The organism is Bacillus piscicola, assembly GCF_022458745.1.
Classification (GTDB): domain Bacteria; phylum Bacillota; class Bacilli; order Bacillales; family Marinococcaceae; genus Alteribacillus_A; species Alteribacillus_A piscicola.
Map to the genome: position 1 here is coordinate 375,722 of NZ_JAJJJF010000002.1, position 20,692 is coordinate 396,413.

The window sequence follows — 20,692 nt, forward strand, 5'->3', positions numbered from 1 at the left end:
TCTGGCATGATAATAAAACCCTACTGCATGTTACATACCAATCACGTTTATAAAGGAGCTTAAGGATGGATTCTAATGTTACGTTAATTGCAACAGCTACAATGGGGCTGGAAGCGCTCGTTGCTCGTGAAGTTAAGGCACTCGGCTACGAAAACCCCATCGTGGAAAATGGAAAAGTTGAATTTGAAGCACCCCCAGAAGGTATTGCCCGCAGCAACATGTGGCTGCGTACCGCAGATCGGGTGAAAATTAAAATGGCTGAATTCCCAGTTTATTCGTTTGAAGAACTTTTCGAACAGACAAAGGCCGTGCCTTGGGAGAATTTTCTGCCGGAAGATGCCGAATTCCCCGTTACCGGTCGTTCCGTTAAGTCCAAGTTATATAGTGTACCGGACTGTCAGGCCATTGTTAAAAAAGCAGTTGTGGAACGTTTGAAAAAGACATACAAGACTAGCTGGTTTCAAGAGAACGGCCCGCTTTACAAAATAGAGATAGCCATTCATAAAGACACCGCCGTGCTTACGATCGATACGACCGGGCAAGGCCTCCATAAACGGGGATATCGTCCGCTTCATAATAAAGCACCTCTTAAAGAAACACTTGCAGCCAGCCTAATTATGTTGACGAACTGGCATCCAGACCGGCCATTTGTAGATCTTTTTTGTGGATCAGGGACGATTCCGATCGAAGCTGCCCTCATCGGTCAAAATATTGCTCCCGGCTTCAATCGCGATTTTATTTCGGAGAGCTGGCATTGGCTTGATCAGACGATTTGGAACAAAGCACGTCAGGAAGCGGAAGACCTGGCCAAATACGACCAGCCATTAGACATCACCGGGACAGATATTGACCATAAAATGATTGATCTTGCAGTCGAAAACACCAAAGAAGCCGGCCTGTTTGGATCTATTTCTTTTAAGCAAATGCAAATGTCTGACTTTACAACAAATGAAGAAAATGGATGTATCGTTTCTAATCCACCGTATGGGGAGAGAATCGGCGAAAAAGAGAACGTAGAAGCGTTGTATAAAGAACTCGGAAAAACGTTGCGGCCATATGACACGTGGTCGGCTTACTTTATCACATCAAATGAAAAGTTTGAAGCGCTATACGGAAAAAAAGCGACTAAAAAACGCAAGCTCTATAATGGCAATATAAAAACGGATTACTACCAATACTGGGGAAAACGCCCTGTGAAAAAATAGTCATATTCTCTCCTTGCCGCGGATAAGAATGTAATGTAAGAGCCGCAAGGAGGGAAATCAGTTGGAAAGAGTGATACAGGACCAGCGTCTTTATAGTCTGCGCAAGATAGAAAAAGCTATTGGAAATGCAGAAGAAGTGTGCCAGGCGCAAACTGCTCTAACCCAATTAGAAGAAAATAGAAAAGCTGCTCTATTGGAGGCGCGGGACCGGCTCGCGAAAGCCTGGAATTATTACTTCATGCAAAAAGGGTAGGCGGTGTTCCCTAGCAATGGAGATAGGGCATTGGCTTATATTTTCTTCCTTACTTATCCTGAAGCAGAACATGCTTCAGGTTTTTTGTTTTTCTGCTTTTTTACAATATGGGTTTAAAATTGTAAAAAAGTGAAATAAACAACATAGATTATCATTCCTACTAGACAATTGAAATAGAAAGGAACATGTTAATGATCACCTTTCACAACATACAAAAAGAATTCAATGATGGAACAAAAGCAATCCAGGACTTTAACCTGACAATTAACGAAGGGGAAATGTTTGTTTTAATTGGGCCAAGCGGCTGCGGCAAGACAACGACGTTAAAACTTCTCAACCGTCTGATAGAACCAACGAGCGGAAGGATCACCATTAAGAGGAAGGACATTCAAGATTGGGATCTCCAGAAATTACGCTGGAACACAGGCTACGTCCTGCAGCAAATTGCCTTATTTCCGACAATGACCATTGCCGAAAATATTAGTGTAGTCCCTGAGATGAAAAAATGGAGTAAAAGGAAAATTTCCAGCCGAGTGGATGAGTTGCTACATATGACGGGGCTTGATCCGGCTGTCTACCGGAATAGAATGCCTGCTGAACTTTCGGGCGGTGAGCAACAGCGGGTGGGAGTTATTCGGGCATTAGCCGCAGACCCTGATATTGTTTTAATGGATGAGCCTTTTAGTGCTCTTGATCCGATAAGCCGTGAACAACTTCAAAAAGACATTCACCAATTGCAGGCTGATATTAAAAAAACAATTGTCTTTGTTACCCATGATATTGATGAAGCTCTTCAGCTTGGTGACAGAATTTGTTTGATGGATGATGGAAAAATAATTCAAACCGGCACTCCTCACGAACTGATCTCAAGGCCGGTAAATCAATTTGTCAAAGAATTCATCGGGAATAGAGACAACGAGTGGAATACTCCTGTTTCTAAAATCATGAACCGAGAGAGTGAATATTCCGCCCACGTAGATAATATGGCGCAGGCATCCCATAAACAGTATACCCCTCTTTATATTTTTGGGGATGATCGTGAATTTCTCGGTCGCAGACAAGGAGAGGAAGTTCTCTCTCCAGAAGTCACGTTACATCCGGATACACCGCTTGATAAAGCCGTTCACTGTTTCGATAAGACGGATGTCGAAGCACTTCCTGTGATACGGGACGGGCAAATCATTGGCGTCATCAGCTACAAAGATATCGTACATTTCTTAAAACATGCACAACACCATCTAAAGGAGACAGTATCATGACGATCTTAAAGGAAATGGCTGCTCTGTTTCAAGAACGGCAGGACACCTTTTGGAGACTTGTTTGGGAACATGTTCATATGTCCCTGTTTGCTCTACTTGTCGCGGTCTGCATTGCGGTTCCTGTAGGGATTTTTCTAACAAGGAAACAAAGGATCGCGGAGCCAATTATTGGCGTTGCCGCAGTACTGCAAACCATTCCAAGTCTTGCCCTCTTAGGGTTTATGATTTTGCTTTTAAACCAAATCGGAACCTTGCCTGCAGTTATAGCGTTAACGGCGTATGCCCTTTTGCCAATACTCCGGAATACATATACGGGCATACAAGGTGTTGATCCTGCGATCAAAGAAGCGGCAGCTGGAATGGGAATGTCGTCCTTCCAGCAATTGCGGAAAATTGAATTGCCCGTGGCTGTTCCGGTAATGATGGCTGGTATCCGAACCTCAATGGTATTGATTGTCGGTACAGCCACGCTCGCTGCTTTAATTAGTGCCGGCGGCCTTGGGGATTTCATTATGACAGGTATCGATCGCGCCAATAACGCCTATATCCTTCTTGGCGCCATTCCAGCGGCGTTACTTGCTTTATTTTTTGACCTTATTTTACGGGTGACAGAAAAAACATCACGCGGCAAAGCACTTACCCCGGTGTCCATCGTCTTGCTTTCCTCTTTACTCGTCGTAGCAGCTCCGTTATTCGTGCAGTCTAAAGATTCCGAGCTTGTGATTGGGGGAAAACTAGGGGCAGAACCGGAGATCATTGCGAACATGTACAAACACTTAATTGAAGATCAAGCAGACATTTCAGTCAAAGTGGAATCAGGCTTCGGAAGCACAGATATGGCGTTTAATGCGCTGCTCACGGACGAGATCGATATCTACCCGGAATTTACCGGGACCGCTTTAACGGCACTCCTTGATCAACAGCCAAAAAAAGGAAGTACAGAACAGGAAGTATATGAGCAGGCTAAAAAAGGAATGGCCACAAAATATGAGATGGCTTATCTAAAACCGATGAAATTTAATAACACCTACGCCTTAGCCATGAGAAGAAATCAAGCAAAAGAGTTAGGCGTGGAAAAGATTTCTGATTTAGAGAAGCATAAAAATGATTTGACTGCCGGTTTCACTTTTGAATTTGCTGACCGGGAGGATGGTTATCTTGGCGTTCAGGATGTATATGGCTTTTCGTTTGATCAAGTAGAGAAAATGGACGCAGGTTTGCGAACACGAGCCGTTCATGCTGGCAAAATTGATGTAATTGATGCTTATTCCACGGACGCAGATATGGTAGAATATAACTTACACATCATTTCCGATAACAAGAACCTTTTTCCACCCTACCAAGGTGGACCGCTGCTAAAAGAAAAAACATTAGAAACGTATCCAAAGCTTGAACCGATTCTGAATGCGCTCGCCGGCAAAATCTCAAATGAAGAAATGCAGCAAATGAATTATAAGGTGGATTATGAGGATGCCGATCCTAGTGCTGTTGCAGAAAATTATTTGAAGAATGCTGGGTTATTAGATTAACAAGAGGAGGCTAGTTGTAAATGAGTACATTGGAATATCCATCCCGTGAAGAAATAGGCGAGATCTTAAAAGAAAACAAGGTCATCGCAGTTGTTGGCCTTTCCGATAATCCGGAGCGTACCTCTTATCAAGTTAGTAAAGTGATGCAGGATGCAGGGTATAAAATTATCCCGGTTAATCCGAAAGCGTCTCACGTATTAGGTGAAAAAGCGGTTACCTCTCTTAAGGAGATAGAAGAACCAATTGATATTGTTAATGTTTTTCGTAGAAGTGAGCATCTTCCCGAAGTAGCGAAAGAGGCGGCGGGAACGGATGCCAAAGTTTTCTGGGCACAGCTTGGTCTTGAAAATGAAGAAGCGTTCCATATTGCGAAAGATGCCGGCATGACTGTAATCATGGATCGTTGCATTAAAGTGGAACACGCGATGGCTAAATAAACACTTCAGCGCTCATTTCAGCGAATGAGCGTTTCTTTTTGCCTGATTATCATCCTAAAAGGAAGGATGAACGTTTGTTCTTATTTGTGATATGATATAGTGTACAGTACATACAGGACTTGCTGAAACGGAAAGGGGACCTGCCCAATGAAACAAACGACTGACTATAACGACGATACGATACAAGTGCTTGAAGGTCTTGATGCGGTCAGAAAAAGACCAGGTATGTATATCGGCAGTACAGACGCCCGTGGTCTTCATCACTTAGTTTTTGAAATACTAGATAATGCTGTGGACGAGGCACTGGCAGGATTCGGCGATTCGATTGAAGTTATTCTCCACAACGATAACAGCGTAACAGTAAAAGATGAAGGTCGGGGTATTCCTACAGGAACACATCGTTCCGGACGCCCGACCCCTGAAGTTATTTTAACTGTTCTTCATGCCGGTGGGAAATTTGGACAAGGCGGCTATGCGACGAGCGGCGGCTTGCACGGGGTTGGTGCCTCTGTAGTCAATGCGTTGTCTGAATGGCTGACTGTGACGATCCACCGCAATGGAGAAATTTTTGAGCAGAAATTTTCTGATGGCGGGAAACCCGTTTCTTCCCTTGTGAAAAAAGGAAAGACAAAGCGGACAGGCACCATCATTCGTTTTAAACCGGATCGAACTATATTTAAGTCCGCTTCTTTTCAGTACGAGACGCTGGCAGAAAGGCTTAGAGAAGCGGCATTCCTACTTAACGGGGTTACGATTCATCTCTTGGATGAGAGGCCCGCAGAAAGCAAATCGGAAACGTTTACATATGATACTGGTATACAAGCATTCGTCGAATATTTAAATGAAGACAAAGAGGTCCTTCATCCTGTCGTTTTTTTTCAGGGGGAGAGTCACAACATTGAAGTGGAATTTGCTTTTCAGTTTAATGATGCGTACACGGAGAATATCCTTTCTTTCGTAAATAACGTACGCACAAAGGATGGCGGCACTCATGAATCGGGTGCAAAGACGGCCGTCACTCGCGCAATGAATGAATATGCACGCAAAATGAACTTCTTAAAAGAAAAGGATAAAAACCTGGACGGTTCCGATATAAGAGAAGGGTTCACTGCCATTATTTCCATCCGTGTACCGGAAGATTTACTTCAGTTTGAAGGGCAAACGAAGGGGAAGCTGGGCACACCGGAAGCCCGTTCGGCTGTAGATCAAATTGTCTCGGAACAGTTGACATATTTTTTAGAAGAGAATGCTTCTGTCAGTTCCATGCTCGTGAAAAAAACGATTAAAGCGGCACAAGCACGAGAAGCAGCACGTAAAGCCAGGGAGGAAGCAAGACAAGGTAAGAAAAGCCGCAAAAGAGATGTCTTATTAAGCGGTAAATTAACTCCCGCACAATCGAAAAATCCAAACAGAAATGAACTGTATCTGGTGGAAGGGGATTCCGCAGGCGGATCAGCTAAACAAGGCCGGGACCGTAAGTTTCAAGCTGTTCTCCCTTTACGTGGTAAAGTAATCAATACGGAAAAAGCAAAACTGGATGATATTATGAAAAACGAAGAGATTCGTACCATCATCTACGCCCTCGGTTCCGGAGTAGGGGCGGATTTCACGATTGAGGACCGTAATTATGATAAAGTGGTTATCATGACAGATGCTGATACGGATGGTGCCCACATCCAAGTGCTGCTCTTGACTTTCTTTTACCGGTACATGAGGCCCCTTGTAGAAGCAGGTAAAGTCTACATTGCTCTCCCACCTTTGTATAAGGTAAGTAAAGGCAGTGGAGCTAAGCAAAAGATTGAATACGCTTGGGATGAAAGCGGACTTCAGGAAGCGATGAAAAAAGTAGGGAAAGGTTATACCGTTCAGCGCTATAAAGGTCTTGGTGAAATGGACGCGACCCAGTTATGGGAAACGACCATGAATCCAGAAACGAGAACGTTAATCCGCGTCACCGTAGAAGACTTAGCTCGAGCTGATAAGCGGGTTACCACGCTTATGGGGGATAAAGTAGAACCAAGACGAAAATGGATTGAATCGCATGTTGCATTTGGTCTCGAAGAAGAGACGAATATACTGGAAAATGAAAACCTTCATATTACCGAGGAGGATAAATAGTGGCGGAAGCAGGAAAATACTTAGATTTACCGTTAGAAGATGTGCTGGGCGACCGCTTTGGCCGGTACAGTAAATATATTATCCAAGAGCGTGCCCTTCCCGACGCCAGAGACGGGTTGAAGCCGGTACAGCGTCGCATTCTTTATGCCATGCTTCGCGATGGTAATACGGCCGACAAGCCTTTCCGCAAAGCAGCCAAAACGGTCGGAAACGTAATCGGCAACTACCATCCGCACGGGGATTCTTCCGTTTATGAAGCGATGGTGCGTATGAGCCAGGAATGGAAAAGCAGAATGCCGCTTATTGAAATGCATGGAAATAACGGCTCTCTTGACGGAGACCCCCCTGCGGCAATGCGGTACACAGAAGCGCGGCTTTCCAATCTCGCGGCAGAGCTTCTACAAGATATAGAGAAAAACACCGTCGAGCATATCCCTAACTTTGATGATTCGCTCGAAGAACCTGTCGTGTTGCCGGCATTGTACCCGAATCTTTTAGTCAACGGCTCAACCGGCATTTCGGCTGGCTACGCAACGGATATTCCGCCTCACCAAATTGGGGAGGTCATTGACGCTGCATTAATGGAGATTAAAAATCCGGCATGCACCGTCACTGATTTAATGACTGTCTTAAAAGGCCCCGATTTTCCTACTGGCGGTATCATTCAAGGGGTAGCCGGCATAAAAAAAGCATACGAAACTGGTAAAGGAAAAATCGTCGTCCGTGCGAAAACAGAGGTTGAAGAAATGAAGGGCGGACGGAAACAAATTACAATTACCGAGATTCCTTATGACGTCAATAAAGCAAATCTCGTAAAAAAAATGGATGAAATTCGTTTTGACAAAAAAATTGAAGGAATTGCCGAAGTCCGTGATGATACAGATCGGTCAGGCCTGCGTATCGTCATTGAACTTAAAAAAGAGGCAGAACCAACCAGCATTATAAATTATCTGTACAAAATGACCGACTTACAGGTGACTTACAACTTCAATATGGTCGCCATCCAAAACAAAACACCGAAACTATTAGGTTTAAAGGAATTGCTTCAGTCTTATATCGCGCATCAAAAAGAAGTTGTCACGAACCGAAGTCGTTATGAGCTGAACAAAGCAGAGGAACGACTACATATTGTTCACGGTCTCATCAAGGCGATATCCATTCTGGATGACGTGATCGCAACCATTCGCGCGTCCCGGGATAAAAAAGACGCCAAAACGAATCTAATTAACCAATATTCGTTCACTGAACCCCAGGCTGAAGCGATTGTTACGTTGCAGTTATATCGTCTTACAAACACAGATATAAAGACACTGGAAGAAGAAGCTGAAGAACTCGCTAAAAAAATCGACAAACTGAAAGAAATACTAGAAAACGAGAAAGCTTTATTACATGTTATTACCCGCCAGCTTCGCCAAGTGAAAAAAACGTACAACGATAAACGCCGCACCATCATCGAAGAAGAAATAGCAGAATTAAAGATTGACATGGAAGTTATGGTTCCGTCTGAAGATGTGCTGGTCACCGTAACACGTGAAGGGTATGTAAAAAGAACAAGCATTCGTTCTTTTACCGCATCAAACGAAGAACCTCCGGGCATGAAAGACACGGATGACCTTCTATTATTTCAACAACTGAATACGACAGACACGTTACTGTTATTTACACAAAAAGGGAACTACCTTTTCCTTCCCGTCCATGAACTCCCTGACATTCGCTGGAAAGATAATGGCCAACACATTGGGAATGTTATCTCGCTTGCAGCGGATGATGCCCTTGTAAAAGCGATTCCTGTTCGTACCTTTACCGATGACCAGTTTTTGTTATTCTTTACCCGTAACGGTATGGTGAAGAAGTCATCACTTGCTCTCTACAAAGCTCAGCGATATTCTCGAGCACTGGTTGCTGTCCGTTTAAAAGAGGCAGATCAAGTGGTCAATGTTGAGCTGACAAAGGGAGATAGTGATCTGTTTATCGGCACGCATTTAGGTTATGGACTGCGTTTTGCGGAAGAAGAGGTTACTGTCGTCGGCCAGAGGGCAGCCGGGGTGAAAGGGATAAATCTTAAACCAAATGACTATGTAGTAAATGGCTTACCCATTCAACCAACAGAAAAAGATGCATCGATTATCGCTGTTACCCAACGCGGTGCCGTTAAAAAAATGGCACTCGAAGAATTTGACAAAAATTCAAGGGCCAAAAGAGGACTTGTTATGTTACGCGAGTTAAAAACGAAACCTCACAAGATTGTCGGCATTGAAAAAGTAATACGTGAGCATGCCGATATAAACATTCGAACCGAAAACGGGTATATCCACACAGAACCCACTGATCATCTTCGCGGCGTTGACCGATACAGTAATGGATCTTTTGTCGTCGATACCGAAGAAAGAGGTACGGTCACGGACATTTGGAAAAAAATAGACTGCAAATTACCAGAAGAGAATAGTTCGTGATTTTTGCGTAAAAATATTATGTTAACTAAAGAAGGGGTTAAAAAATGAACGCAGGTACTCACTTGATCGGAGCTGTAGCAGCTGGTACGCTTGTTCTAGCAACAGGTCTGACGCCCTTCACTCTATCTAGTGTGGAGGGAGTGGTGTTTTTTGCCAGTATCCTTGCCGGCGGCCTGCTTCCGGATATTTGCCATCCTTTCTCCTGGATCGGAAGGCGGGTAGGTGTGCTGTCAATGCTGATCCGCAAACTGTTCGGTCATCGCACCATCACCCACAGCTTATTATTTGTGCTTCTCTTATACTTTGCAGCAGGCGGTGTTCCCGGAAGTATGGGGAGCGCCGTACAGATAGGGGTAACAGCCGGTGTTCTGAGCCATATTATCCTGGATATGCTGACAAGCCGCGGTGTTGCCTTATTGTACCCAGTTCATATGCATTTTCGGTTTCCGCTTACGACAAAAACCGGCTCACTGGGAGAAGGCATCATCTCTTTTTTTCTTTTATTATGGATTCTCTATTTTTTCGCCGGCCCCGCCTAATGATAAAGGAAAGCCTTAATCAGTAGGGTTTCTTCTATTTATAACAGGATAAAAATTTGTACCAGGCAGTACGGAGGTTTTTTACTATGATACTTGATAAGTTGGGGATTACAGCTATTAGAATGGAACTACCTTTTAAATTAAACCATGTCAACTGTTTTTTAGCGGAAGGCAACAATGGCTGGACAATTATGGATACTGGTCTACATAACGACTATACGATTCAACGCTGGAACACATTTATCGGCCAGAAAGAGATTAGCCGTCTTCTAATCACTCATTACCATCCTGATCATTACGGCTATGCGGGGGGACTCCAGCAAAAAACCGGAGCCGAAGTCTGGATGACAAAAACAGATGCGGCAGCCGGTGAAACGATGTGGACCGAGGGCTTTAACAACGAACTTGATGATATGTATACACTTGCTGGAGTCCCTGATGATATTAGTAAGAAGCTACAGCAAGATACTGCTGATTTTACTCCTCTTGTTACACCATATCCGAAGGTCAATCATTATGTGGAGGAAGGGGAGAAGGTGCATTTTGGTAATGATGAGTATGAGGTTTTCTTTACGCCGGGCCACTCAGATGGGCTGATTACGTTATACAATGAAAAAGAAAGTGTTTTACTCTCAACAGATCATATTTTACCAAAAATCACACCGAATATTTCTTATTGGTTCTATGGGAATGACAATCCACTCGCATTATATTTTGATTCCTTACAGAAGATAAAAGCATTAGATGTGGAGCATGTCATCCCGTCACACGGCAAACCGTTTAGAGGAGCAAACGAAAGAATTTCACAGATTATGCAACACCATGAAGAACGATTATCATTTTTACTGAATGTACTAAAAGAACCGCATAACGTATATGAAACCAGTCTGAAATTATTCAATAAAGAATTATCTATCCACGAAACTCGTTTTTCAGTTGGCGAAACGCTGGCTCACTTAGAGTATTTACGAAACAAACAAGAATGCCGACGTGAGACTCATCAAGGTGAGTGGATCTATTACACAACATGAATTTTTATATAAATTTCTATTCCGTCTCACTATCACAAGTTTACTTAACCAGTGAGACGGATCTCACTTTTTCCCTTTTACTGCTTGTAATATATATTATGTTAACTGATAAAGGAGTGGATAATGTTGCATCACTCCCTTTTCCCCCGTTTGTGTGTTATGAGCAACTTTCATCATCCTGTGTTCTTTTGGATAACAAAATGCGAAAAGAAAGCAACATCCTTAAAAGGCTTCGTTTTTCCTAGTTCTAATTCAAGTTCAAGGAGATCATCTACATGATGGTCATGCTGCAGAGTGCTTTTTTCATGGAGATAGTCAAACACGCATCGAATACCATAGCGCATCGTCAATTGGAAATTCAAAAGATCGAACCATTTATAGAATGTTTCTGTATGATACTGGTTAACAACAGCTCCAATTAAAGAGTTGTATTCTTGTTCTTCCCCAATCGCTTCTTTTGCCTGCATTAGATCTTCTTCTACCAAAGCTTTCTTAAGAACCTTGGACGCAGGATTATGATTAATGATCGATATATATCCATCTTTCGTAAGAAGGGAACGGAGCTTTTCTAATAAGACTGTAGGATTCTCTATATATCCAAGCACATTGTGGCAAATAATGAAATCATAGGTCTTCCCTTGGAGAGTATCTTCTAAACTGTTAACACCTCCAATTAAAAACGTTGTATTTTGCCCCTTTTCCTCCGCTTTTTGTTTGGCAGTCTCAATCATGTCAGGGGTAATATCGATGCCCGTTACTTGGTGTCCGAGTTCGGATAGCCGGATACAAGTCACGCCAAACCCACAACCGATATCTAAGATTCTAAGCGATTTTTCTTTGGTGATGTGATTTTCTATCTGGTTCCATGTGATGGAATAAAAGAGCTTCCCAGAAACGTTTTCAATATCCTGAAGATATTCCGGTAAACTATTCGTAAATGCTTCAATTAATTTTTGATTATCTTTCATTTCTTCTTTCCTCCACTTAATGCACTCAGCTATTCCTAAATGGCTTCAGAGCTTCACAACCCTTTTCTGATATGTTGTTTCCGCTAATTTTACTAAGTGAGTGATCATTTCATTATAAGGTGTTGCAAGAGAATGCTTGCTCCCAAGTTTTACAATGGCCCCATTTATGCTGTCAATTTCTGTTTTTCTTTCATTAATCATATCAGAGAGCATCGATGATTTGTTATGATAAAAGTCCTCTATCCCCATTCGTACACATTCTGCAGCCGGTTCGTCATAAAGGAGCGTAATTCCCTCAGCATCAGCCACTAACTTCGCTTCTTCTACTAAATGCTTTATGATTTCTTGTCCTTCCCGGACACTTGCCACATCACCGTTTTTCAACCGGGAAATGGCAGTGACGCCATTATACGCGATGTTTACGATTAACTTACTCCAAATGACAGAGTGAATGTCATCGGAGACGGATGTTCCCAGGCCGCTTGCGGTGAGCAGCGCTGCAATATCATGGGCTTTCTTTTGTTGCCCTGATGGCATTCCAATATATGTATGCCCAAACGCGCGATGAGCGATAACACCGTTTTCAATCACACTCGCACCGGAGCCTGTACCGCCGACGCAGCATATACTATTTGGGGCTGCTTGCTGCAGTTTCTCGAGGTTCCCTAGTCCATTTTGCAGGGACAGGACAATCGTATCATCCGTAATCGATTGCTTAACTTGCTTCAATACATCGACTGTGGCAAATGATTTAACGAGCACGATCATCAAGTCAAAACTCGCTGTTAACTCAACTGGATCGGTCACAACAGGAAGTTGTATGTTTTTAACTGTTCCATCTTTTTCAATAAGCTCCAAACCATTTGCTTTTATTATTTCAGTATGGTCATTTTTACGGTTATATATTGTTACATCCACACCGGCTTGCCTCATTTTACCAGCAAACAAGCACCCCATCGCACCTGCTCCTACTATTAAAGTTCGCAACTTTTATTCACCTCTTACAAAGAACGATTTTTATTTTTCATCCACTTTGATTGCTTTTGCATGGATTCGTATGCTTTTTCAATTAGATCAGTCAGCACTTCCCCTTTGTACACGGTACCGTATTTCGTGTTTTTTTGATAGTACTCTACGATACGATCCAATTTATGAGCAATTTCTTGATCGACTCGAACATTCAATTGTATTTTTTTATTAGTTCCCATTCATATCTCTCTCCTTCTATCTGGCATAGCAGGTACTAGTTATATGATAGCACCTACTATTACACTGCTAGCATACCATAGCGCAGCTTGTAGAATGAACAGATCTTAAGGATTTTTATAAGGTGTGTTGTGGGAAAAGAAAATAAAAAAAAGAGTCCTTCATGTTACAAGGGCTCTTTTCTGTCAGAATTTAGAGTGTTTCGTTGTTTTTAGTCCCCCATTTGTTGTGAAAAATCAAGGGTTCGAGTGCTTGTCTCTTTTCCCAATCTGCCGTTTCTAAAATTGGTTTATCTGGGTAATCTTCTGTATAGCCGATTGAGATAAGTGCTGTTGGATCGATATGAGGAGGGATGTCTAGAATGTCACGGACATCATTCTTTTTATAAAAGCTGACCCAGCCCATCGCTATTCCTTCCGCACAAGATGCTAGCCACATATTTTGGATCGCGCAGGCAGTGGACATCATATCCGTTTCTGGAATAGAATTTCTACCAAGAACGTGAGAGCCGCCTTTTGTAGGATCGCATGTCACACAGATTGTCAAAGGGGCTTCCTTTAACCCTTCCACTTTCAAACCTAAAAACTTCGTCTCTCGTTCTCCCTCAAAATGAATCGCCAGTGCTTTCCGTTCTTTTTCTGCAGCCCAGGCAAGGCGTTCTTTCACGTCCGCAGAGGTGACCAAAATAAAGTTCCATGGCTGCATAAACCCGACGGACGGGGCGTGATGAGCAGCATCTAAAATCCGAACAATTACGTCTGCCGGAATGGGTGTGGATGTAAAACTTCTTACATCTCTTCTCGTATAAATCGCTTTATAAACTGCTTCTTTTTCTTTATCGGTGAATGTATTCATAAAGTCACTCCGTTCGCTCAGTAATGCACCGCCTTACTTTTTGACAGCGGTTGATCATTTTCTGTAGACAGTTGGGATCCTGCAGAAGATGTCATTTCTAGGTGTTGCAGCTTATTTAAGAGCTCATCTAACTCTTGGCTGCACATTACTGTTCTTTTGTCAGTCAGCCCATACTGTTTCGCTTGTGCATGCATTTGTCTTCTTTTCCAGTGAATTTGACCCATTAATATTTTTTTATACGTAATCACCTAGCGACATCCCCTACTTTAGATTTGGTTTATATTTATTAGTATACAAGAGGATAGGTGATTTTATTGTTGAAAACTGTCAACAATGTAGAAAAATGTTTACTGTTAACAAAACGTTAACATTTACTGATGAAATGATAGCTATATTGGTTATTTATGAAACAATTGCTCCAACTTCCGTAACTTTTCTTCGGGTATAGAAGCCTCTATTAATGGAAAAACAATCCTTTCCTCCTTACGTACATGTTCCTCTAACAAGTGACCCAACCGATGCATTTTAGGTAATAAGTCACTCCAATCTGTAAAATTCTCTTGGTCGAATGCGTATAATAGGCCTTGTATGGCTGCCCGGATGGTGACATGCTCCAATAGCATATCGATTATTTCCGGACGCTCAATGGTAGCAAACTCGGAGAAAGCAGGCAGGAGTATTTCCTCTTCCTCGCGGAAATGCTGATCACCGCCGGGCTCCCAAAAATCTTTTAGATCCTCCGCTATTTGCTCGATTGAAAATCTTGATTTTTCCGTACCGGCCCGTTTTAACTTCAAAGCCAAAAACAGGGCACGGTGATGATGATGAGATAAAGGGTAAAGCGATTCATGACGGGTGATTCCTTTTTGCTTTTTTTCCATGAAACTTTCCCTCGCTTTGTATAAAATTATCCGTATTCCTCTTCCTATCTTATCATTTTTCAGCACGCTGAAAAGCTTTTTTGTAAGGAAAATAAAGTTGCCCTTCTATCATAACGATTGCGTACAGAAGCAAGAGGGGGTTGTGCTTGCAAGACGGATAAGATGTGGTTGTTTATTATCCTGTCTGTAAACCGGGACAAAAAAAGCAGAGCCCGTCAAGTTCTGGCTCTGCTAAAGGTGTTCTTATTCATGTTCTTTCTTGTTTGTAGAGGATGTTACTTCTTGGAGAAGTTCTTCCGCAAAGGCCGTTTCCGTGCTTGGCATCGCTGCCTTAGCAGCTGAAGGCATATTAACTAACGAACGGGACGACCTCTCTTTATTGTTATCACGTCCTTGAGCTAAACCATACCAAGCAGCCCCTGCGCCGACTCCAAGCAAAGTTAAAAACATGCCCATTCTTCCCCGGTTGTTCTGTCGATTCATGGCAAAGAATCTTCGTTTTCGACCCGTATTCATGAGTCGTTTCATCCAACGGAAGTTATTCATGTTTTTCTCCTCTCTTTTTATAAAAATAAGGAATGTGAAAATTCCTGTAGAGTTAGCTTTTGCGTAATTGGGTTCATTTATGAATAACACTTTATCCAAAAAAAGCAAATAAAAAGCCGCCAAGTGTTTTGGCGGCTTTTGTAAATACATTTATTTATTTTTGGACGTTAGCGGCTTGGGGTCCACGCTGACCGTCTACAATGTCAAAAGAAACTGTTTGTCCTTCTTCTAAAGTTTTAAACCCTTCGTCTTGAATAGCTGAGAAGTGTACGAATACATCGTCAGCATCCTCGCGCTCGATAAATCCAAAACCTTTTTCTGCATTAAACCACTTAACTGTACCTTGTTCCATGTAATTCTTCCTCCTTGTGTGTCTATGCACACAAACTGTATTCTTAAACTTGCTCTACTTGATGTTAAAAACGAAAGAGTTTTTTACTTTTAGAAGCTTGAACAATCTTAAGTAAAATAAGCATACCACCATCTTTATAGAATAGCAAGTTTTTCTTGTATACACAGAATTGTTTGTCTTTATTCTTTTACAATATAAACCAAAGAACTCCTATCACTAACAAAAGAGCTGGCAAGAATACGATATAAATAAGTGCTAAATTAGCGATACTTTTATTGCTATCATAATTTTTATCTTCGATCTGGGTTAATGTTAACGTGATCACTAGTGCAATCAAACAGATCACAACAGCCGCAATTAAAGATATATTCATCCCCTTTTTCCCCCCGTGTCATTCCTCTCTCTTTATGGTTTCATCTTACCATATCGCTCTTAATTGTCCAGTAGAGAGATGGTAACGGACGGATGAGGGTTTGAAAAAGATCTGCCGTTTTGCGGGCAGATCTTTTTCCTTCCTTTTATTATTCTTGCTGCTGTATTTTTTCCTCGACCTGCGCGCCTACTTCCTCTGCTGTATAGCCTTGGGCATTAATGACAGATCCTTCCATCACCGTATCTTGTATATTCATTATGTTTTCATCATGCCCCGTGACGACACAGCAGTCACAACCTTGGGCATCTTGTTCTTGTTTTAACGCAACAACCTGGTAGCCTCGTTCCTCTAATTCCTGCTGAATGTCTGTTAAGCTTTCCTCGACACCGATGCGAGCCATATTATTCCTCCTACCATGTAATGTTATTTTTCCTTCCCTAGACTGCCCTTTATATTGTCTTATCATACCTGCAAGTGTTTACTAATAACGCAAAAGCTTCCAATCTAAGGTGGCGTTTGAGGGACGAAAAAATAGGATATAGTATCTATAACAACGTAATCGAATTTTTTCGTCTTAAAGTGGAGGAATGTAACATGAAAAATGAAGAAGTAACACCGATGACATTTAAAGATGATGGTGAAATTCCTAACAATGAAGAGCTCCCCGTTTTGTTATACTCGGGTGTCTTCGCTGATAATCCCGAAGAGTGCAGACAGACTTTTTCAGATCATAACTGGAAAAACAGCTGGGTCGGAAGCGTATATGATTATGATCATTACCACAGCAACACCCACGAAGTGCTAGGAATTATTAATGGGACAGCGCGCATCCGGATCGGCGGCAAGGATGGAACAATGTTTGATCTGCGTGAAGGAGATGTGCTTGTACTCCCTGCTGGAACAGGGCACAAAAAAATGAGTGCAAGCTTTGATTTCCGACTCGTTGGTGCATATCCTAATGGAATGGATTATAATGTAAAAACCGGGAAAGCAGAAGAGCGTCCTGATGTACTGGAGGATATCCACCAAGTGCCGCTTCCCAATCAAGACCCCATATTTGGTGAAGAAGGACCGTTAATAAAAATATGGGTGAATAAAGAGTATTAAAACAGCGTAAGCACCGGTACGGGCCGGCGCTTACGTTGTTTACTTTATACTTTTTGATCCACTGGTTTTTCTTTGCTTCGCATTTCGTCTTCTGTTTTTGCTCCCATCCCTTTTAAAAAGGCAAGCATAATCGTGAGTGCTCGGTTGATTTCAGGATCTTTCAGGGAGCGGGCCATATCAAAGTAACCTGTTTTTTCATCCGTATCACTTTTTTCTGCGACTTGTTCGATCCCTTTGTTGATTTTGAGTAACAAAGGCTCGAGCTCCTGTACATTGATTAAGCTCGCTGTACCCATCATAAGGAGAACATTACGGATTGTATTCGTTGTTTCTGGTTTATTCATTGTTTTCACTGCTACCTGTAACACATTTTCTCCTTCATGAAGCAGGCCGCTCACCATGTTCAGCAGGCCTTTGTTGTCTGCCTCATTTAGAATGTCGAGGGTTTTGAAGATCGCCTCTTTGTTCTCAATAAGGGCATCTTCAATCTCCCGTAACTCCTGCGTTCGCTTTTCTTCTTCCGTCCATTCCCACTTTTTTACTGTCTCAATTTTTTTGGCCATGGCTTAACGCTCCTTTTTTTACGAGATCGCCAGGGAAAACATAGTCATCCCGCTGCCATTTTTTCTCCACATTTACCCCAATTTGCGGCTGAGGGTTCCCGAAACGGTGGTTGATCTTAGGAAGAGGTGACTCTCCTTTTGCTTCAAGAACTTCCATTTTCACCTTTACTTCTTTATAAGCCGGAGTATCCGTGTCTTTATCTGCATAACTGCTAGTCAGTAGGTTAATCGCCCCTTCATCGTTATCATTCATCGGGAGATACAATTCATTTCCGCGGACGCGGTCTGTCACGATACACCTTAATTTCACCGCGCCGTAAGGAGATACTAACCGTACCAGTGACCCATCTGACAAGTTGCGCTCACGGGCAAGCTCTGGAGAAACTTCCACAAAAACACTTGGTGTCTTGCTGGAGATTCCTTTTGATTGATACGTCATATTCCCTTCATGGAAATGTTCTAACAGCCTTCCGTTATTCACGTGTAGATCATATTGCTCTTCATAATAAACAGGCTTCGTCCAATCCACCGGGTACAGGCGGGCCTTCCCGTCATCAAACGGAAATTCGTCAACAAACAAAAGCGGGGTTCCCTGCCCTGGTTTCTCTACCGGCCATTGTAAACTGTTGTAACCTTCGAGATATTCATAAGACACTCCTGCAAACATCGGGGAAAGACTTGCCGCTTCATCCATAATGTCACTTGGGTGGCTATACTGCCAATCAGCCCCTAGCATATTAGCCACTTCTTGAATAATCACCCAATCCGGTTTTGTTCCTTCAAGAGGCTCCATCACTTCATATAAACGTTGAATGCGGCGCTCTGTGTTGGTGAATGTTCCTTCTTTTTCCAGGCTTGGGCTTGCCGGGAGAACGACATCAGCAAACTTGGCGGTCTGGGTAAGAAACAGATCTTGCACGACAAAAAACTCTAATTTTTCAAAGGCAGCCTGGACATAGTTAATGTTAGAGTCGACAATTCCCATGTCTTCCCCTTTTAAATACATGGATTTTAGTTTTCCATCGTGTATGGCGTCGACCATTTCATGGTTGTTTAACCCTTTCTCTGACGGAAGTTCCGTGCCCCAGGCTTTTTCATAACGGTTACGCACATTATCATCTGTGATAAACTCATAACCCGGCACACGGTCCGGCATGCTGCCAAAATCACTCGCTCCTTGCACATTATTGTGGCCGCGGAGTGGATAAGAGCCTGCTCCCGGTTTCCCGTAGTTCCCTGTGATGAGGAGGAGGTTTGAGATGGCTGTACTTGTATCACTTCCTCCTGAATGCTGCGTGACTCCCATCGCCCACAAAATACAAGTCGTTTTCGCATCGCGGATCATTTCAGCAATTTTCTTCAACTGATCCGCCGACACGCCTGTTATTTCTTCAGCATAGGAAAGCGTGTATTTGTCCAGTGATTTCACATATTCATCCAGCCCGTTCACACGATTTTTCAAAAATGTTTCGTCTGTCCAGCCTTGATCGATCATATATTTGGTCACTGCGGAGAGCCAAACAATATCTGTGCCTGATTCAGGGCTGATAAATAAATCAGAACGATCAGCCATTTCATGTTTACGCAAATCAGCGACTATTAATTTTTGACCGCGAAGTTTGTGTGATCTTTTTACTCTTGTCGCAAGAACCGGATGCGATTCTGCCGTGTTTGTACCTACGCCAATGATCAACTCGGATTGTTCAATGTCGGTAATCGAGCCGGAGTCGCCTCCATAACCGACTGTGCGCCACAGTCCCATTGTTGCTGGTGATTGACAGTAACGGGAACAGTTATCGATATTATTTGTGCCTGCGACAGCGCGTGCCAATTTTTGCATTAAATAAGATTCTTCATTGGTACACTTGGAAGAACTAATAAAGCTTAAAGCGTCGGCACCGTCTCTTTCTTTAATCTCCGTAAATTTTTCTTTAATTAGCTGCAGTGCCTCTTCCCATGTGGCTTCATGGAATTCATTTCCTTTTCGGATCAGCGGCTTCGTAAGTCTTTCTTCACTATTCACATAGTCCCAGCCGAACTTCCCTTTAATACAGGTTGATATTCCATTTGCAGGTGCTTCTGCTTGTGGTTCTACTTTTAAAATATGGCGGTCTTTCGTCCACACATCAAAACTGCACCCGACCCCGCAGTATGTACAAACCGTTTTTGTTTTCTTAATTCGGCTGTTTCGCATTGCTTCTTCCATATCAGAAATCGCCAAAATCGAGCTGTAACCGGTTTCGACGTCTTTCGTAATGTCAATCATCGGCCGCAGCGTTTCCTGAGAAAGCCCGGTCATGTAACCTGCTTCTCCGACCATCGATTTTTCCATCATCGCATTACAAGGACAGACGGTAGAACAGTGTCCGCACGACACACAGGAAGATTCATTTATCGGAACATCGTTATCCCATATGACCCGCGGACGCTCGCGTTCCCAATCGATGCTGAGTGTTTCTGTCACCTGCACGTCTTGGCACGCTTCTACACAGCGGCCGCACAAAATACATTGATCTGGGTCATAGCGGTAAAAAGGGTTCGAGTTATCGACCTCGTAAGGCTTCTTTTCGAAAGGAATTTCTTGATGCTCGATTTGCATCTCTTTGACTGTATTATGAATCTCGCAATTCCCGTTATTATAATCACACACCGTACAGTACAGCTCGTGGTTATACAGAATTTTGTCCATTGCATACGCCTGGGCTTCCCGAACATGTGGTGCAGACGTGGTTATTTCGTCTCCGTCATTTATTTCCGTCGAGCATGCCCGAACCATTTCTCCATTTACTTCGACGATACACGTATCACACGTTTCAATAGCACCGAGGCTTGGATGGTAACAGACGCTTGGGACTTCAGCATCGCGCGCGGCCAAGTATTGCAGCATCGATTGCCCGTCCTTCCCATTTGTTTCTGTTCCATTCACGGTCACTTTAATGTCCTTACTCACCATCAACACCCTTTCCTTTTAAAAATTGTACAAAGACTATTCGTCTATAACCGGAAAAGCATAATAA

At 42.8% G+C, this 20,692-nt stretch carries 22 protein-coding genes; 10 read left to right on the forward strand and 12 right to left on the reverse strand.

The window, feature by feature from the left end:
- Positions 1 to 65: 65 nt before the first annotated feature.
- From LOR49_RS06555 to LOR49_RS06595, 9 genes are all read left to right on the forward strand, one after another.
- Positions 66 to 1,205: a THUMP domain-containing class I SAM-dependent RNA methyltransferase gene (locus LOR49_RS06555; RefSeq protein ID WP_240375464.1), complete on the forward strand. Its 1,140-nt coding sequence runs from the start codon at positions 66 to 68 to the stop codon at positions 1,203 to 1,205.
- A 61-nt stretch (positions 1,206 to 1,266) separates the two neighbouring features.
- Complete coding sequence (locus LOR49_RS06560; RefSeq protein ID WP_240375465.1) at positions 1,267 to 1,458, forward strand: hypothetical protein; 192 nt, start codon at positions 1,267 to 1,269, stop codon at positions 1,456 to 1,458.
- 191 nt (positions 1,459 to 1,649) lie between these two features.
- On the forward strand, positions 1,650 to 2,717 hold the full coding sequence (locus LOR49_RS06565; protein WP_240375466.1) for an ABC transporter ATP-binding protein: 1,068 nt from the start codon (positions 1,650 to 1,652) through the stop codon (positions 2,715 to 2,717).
- The gene (locus tag LOR49_RS06570; RefSeq protein WP_275899541.1) at positions 2,714 to 4,246 is read left to right on the forward strand and encodes an ABC transporter permease/substrate-binding protein; all 1,533 of its coding nucleotides are present in this window, start codon (positions 2,714 to 2,716) and stop codon (positions 4,244 to 4,246) included. The genes LOR49_RS06565 and LOR49_RS06570 overlap by 4 nt, the downstream gene beginning before the upstream one ends.
- A 20-nt stretch (positions 4,247 to 4,266) precedes the next feature.
- Positions 4,267 to 4,683 (forward strand): CoA-binding protein, encoded by a 417-nt coding sequence (locus LOR49_RS06575; RefSeq protein ID WP_240375467.1) that lies wholly within the window; start codon positions 4,267 to 4,269, stop codon positions 4,681 to 4,683.
- A 147-nt stretch (positions 4,684 to 4,830) separates the two neighbouring features.
- Positions 4,831 to 6,801, forward strand: coding sequence for a DNA topoisomerase IV subunit B (gene parE, locus LOR49_RS06580; protein ID WP_240375468.1), 1,971 nt, complete (start codon positions 4,831 to 4,833; stop codon positions 6,799 to 6,801).
- Positions 6,801 to 9,254: a DNA topoisomerase IV subunit A gene (parC, locus tag LOR49_RS06585; RefSeq protein WP_240375469.1), complete on the forward strand. Its 2,454-nt coding sequence runs from the start codon at positions 6,801 to 6,803 to the stop codon at positions 9,252 to 9,254. The genes parE and parC overlap by 1 nt, the downstream gene beginning before the upstream one ends.
- Before the next feature lie 44 nt (positions 9,255 to 9,298).
- Entirely contained in the window at positions 9,299 to 9,793 is a 495-nt protein-coding gene (locus LOR49_RS06590) for a metal-dependent hydrolase (RefSeq protein WP_240375471.1), read from the forward strand.
- Positions 9,794 to 9,879: 86 nt separating this feature from the next.
- A complete protein-coding gene (locus tag LOR49_RS06595; RefSeq protein ID WP_275899542.1) occupies positions 9,880 to 10,824 on the forward strand; it encodes an MBL fold metallo-hydrolase in 945 nt (314 codons plus the stop codon).
- A 173-nt stretch (positions 10,825 to 10,997) separates the two neighbouring features.
- Here LOR49_RS06595 and LOR49_RS06600 read toward each other — a convergent pair whose 3' ends face one another.
- From LOR49_RS06600 to LOR49_RS06645, 10 genes are all read right to left on the reverse strand, one after another.
- Positions 10,998 to 11,792, reverse strand: a complete 795-nt coding sequence (locus LOR49_RS06600) for a class I SAM-dependent methyltransferase (protein ID WP_240375473.1) — start codon at positions 11,790 to 11,792, stop codon at positions 10,998 to 11,000.
- 45 nt (positions 11,793 to 11,837) lie between these two features.
- Positions 11,838 to 12,779, reverse strand: a complete 942-nt coding sequence (locus LOR49_RS06605; protein ID WP_240375474.1) for a ketopantoate reductase family protein — start codon at positions 12,777 to 12,779, stop codon at positions 11,838 to 11,840.
- Positions 12,780 to 12,793: 14 nt separating this feature from the next.
- Positions 12,794 to 13,000 (reverse strand): hypothetical protein, encoded by a 207-nt coding sequence (locus tag LOR49_RS06610; RefSeq protein WP_240375475.1) that lies wholly within the window; start codon positions 12,998 to 13,000, stop codon positions 12,794 to 12,796.
- 190 nt (positions 13,001 to 13,190) lie between these two features.
- Complete coding sequence (gene bluB, locus LOR49_RS06615) at positions 13,191 to 13,853, reverse strand: 5,6-dimethylbenzimidazole synthase (RefSeq protein WP_240375476.1); 663 nt, start codon at positions 13,851 to 13,853, stop codon at positions 13,191 to 13,193.
- A 17-nt stretch (positions 13,854 to 13,870) separates the two neighbouring features.
- Positions 13,871 to 14,101 carry a Spo0E family sporulation regulatory protein-aspartic acid phosphatase gene (locus LOR49_RS06620; protein ID WP_240375477.1) on the reverse strand — a complete coding sequence of 77 codons (231 nt, stop codon included), beginning with the start codon at positions 14,099 to 14,101 and terminating at the stop codon, positions 13,871 to 13,873.
- Between the two features lie 150 nt (positions 14,102 to 14,251).
- Positions 14,252 to 14,734, reverse strand: a complete 483-nt coding sequence (locus tag LOR49_RS06625) for a hemerythrin domain-containing protein (protein WP_240375478.1) — start codon at positions 14,732 to 14,734, stop codon at positions 14,252 to 14,254.
- 243 nt (positions 14,735 to 14,977) lie between these two features.
- The gene (locus LOR49_RS06630) at positions 14,978 to 15,280 is read right to left on the reverse strand and encodes a hypothetical protein (RefSeq protein WP_240375479.1); all 303 of its coding nucleotides are present in this window, start codon (positions 15,278 to 15,280) and stop codon (positions 14,978 to 14,980) included.
- A 154-nt stretch (positions 15,281 to 15,434) separates the two neighbouring features.
- Positions 15,435 to 15,632: a cold-shock protein gene (locus LOR49_RS06635; RefSeq protein WP_240375480.1), complete on the reverse strand. Its 198-nt coding sequence runs from the start codon at positions 15,630 to 15,632 to the stop codon at positions 15,435 to 15,437.
- A 187-nt stretch (positions 15,633 to 15,819) separates the two neighbouring features.
- Complete coding sequence (locus tag LOR49_RS06640; RefSeq protein WP_240375482.1) at positions 15,820 to 16,005, reverse strand: BshB3 potential contributor to bacillithiol synthesis; 186 nt, start codon at positions 16,003 to 16,005, stop codon at positions 15,820 to 15,822.
- Between the two features lie 148 nt (positions 16,006 to 16,153).
- The gene (locus LOR49_RS06645) at positions 16,154 to 16,405 is read right to left on the reverse strand and encodes a YkuS family protein (protein ID WP_240375483.1); all 252 of its coding nucleotides are present in this window, start codon (positions 16,403 to 16,405) and stop codon (positions 16,154 to 16,156) included.
- Between the two features lie 194 nt (positions 16,406 to 16,599).
- Here LOR49_RS06645 and LOR49_RS06650 point away from each other — a divergent pair, with 194 nt between their 5' ends.
- On the forward strand, positions 16,600 to 17,112 hold the full coding sequence (locus tag LOR49_RS06650; RefSeq protein ID WP_240375484.1) for a cupin domain-containing protein: 513 nt from the start codon (positions 16,600 to 16,602) through the stop codon (positions 17,110 to 17,112).
- A gap of 44 nt (positions 17,113 to 17,156) precedes the next feature.
- On the opposite strand, the gene LOR49_RS06655 is transcribed toward LOR49_RS06650, so the two are convergent.
- Complete coding sequence (locus tag LOR49_RS06655) at positions 17,157 to 17,675, reverse strand: helical membrane plugin domain-containing protein (protein WP_240375485.1); 519 nt, start codon at positions 17,673 to 17,675, stop codon at positions 17,157 to 17,159.
- Positions 17,659 to 20,628 (reverse strand): formate dehydrogenase subunit alpha, encoded by a 2,970-nt coding sequence (gene fdhF, locus LOR49_RS06660; RefSeq protein WP_275899543.1) that lies wholly within the window; start codon positions 20,626 to 20,628, stop codon positions 17,659 to 17,661. The genes LOR49_RS06655 and fdhF overlap by 17 nt, the downstream gene beginning before the upstream one ends.
- Between the last annotated feature and the right edge of the window lie 64 nt (positions 20,629 to 20,692).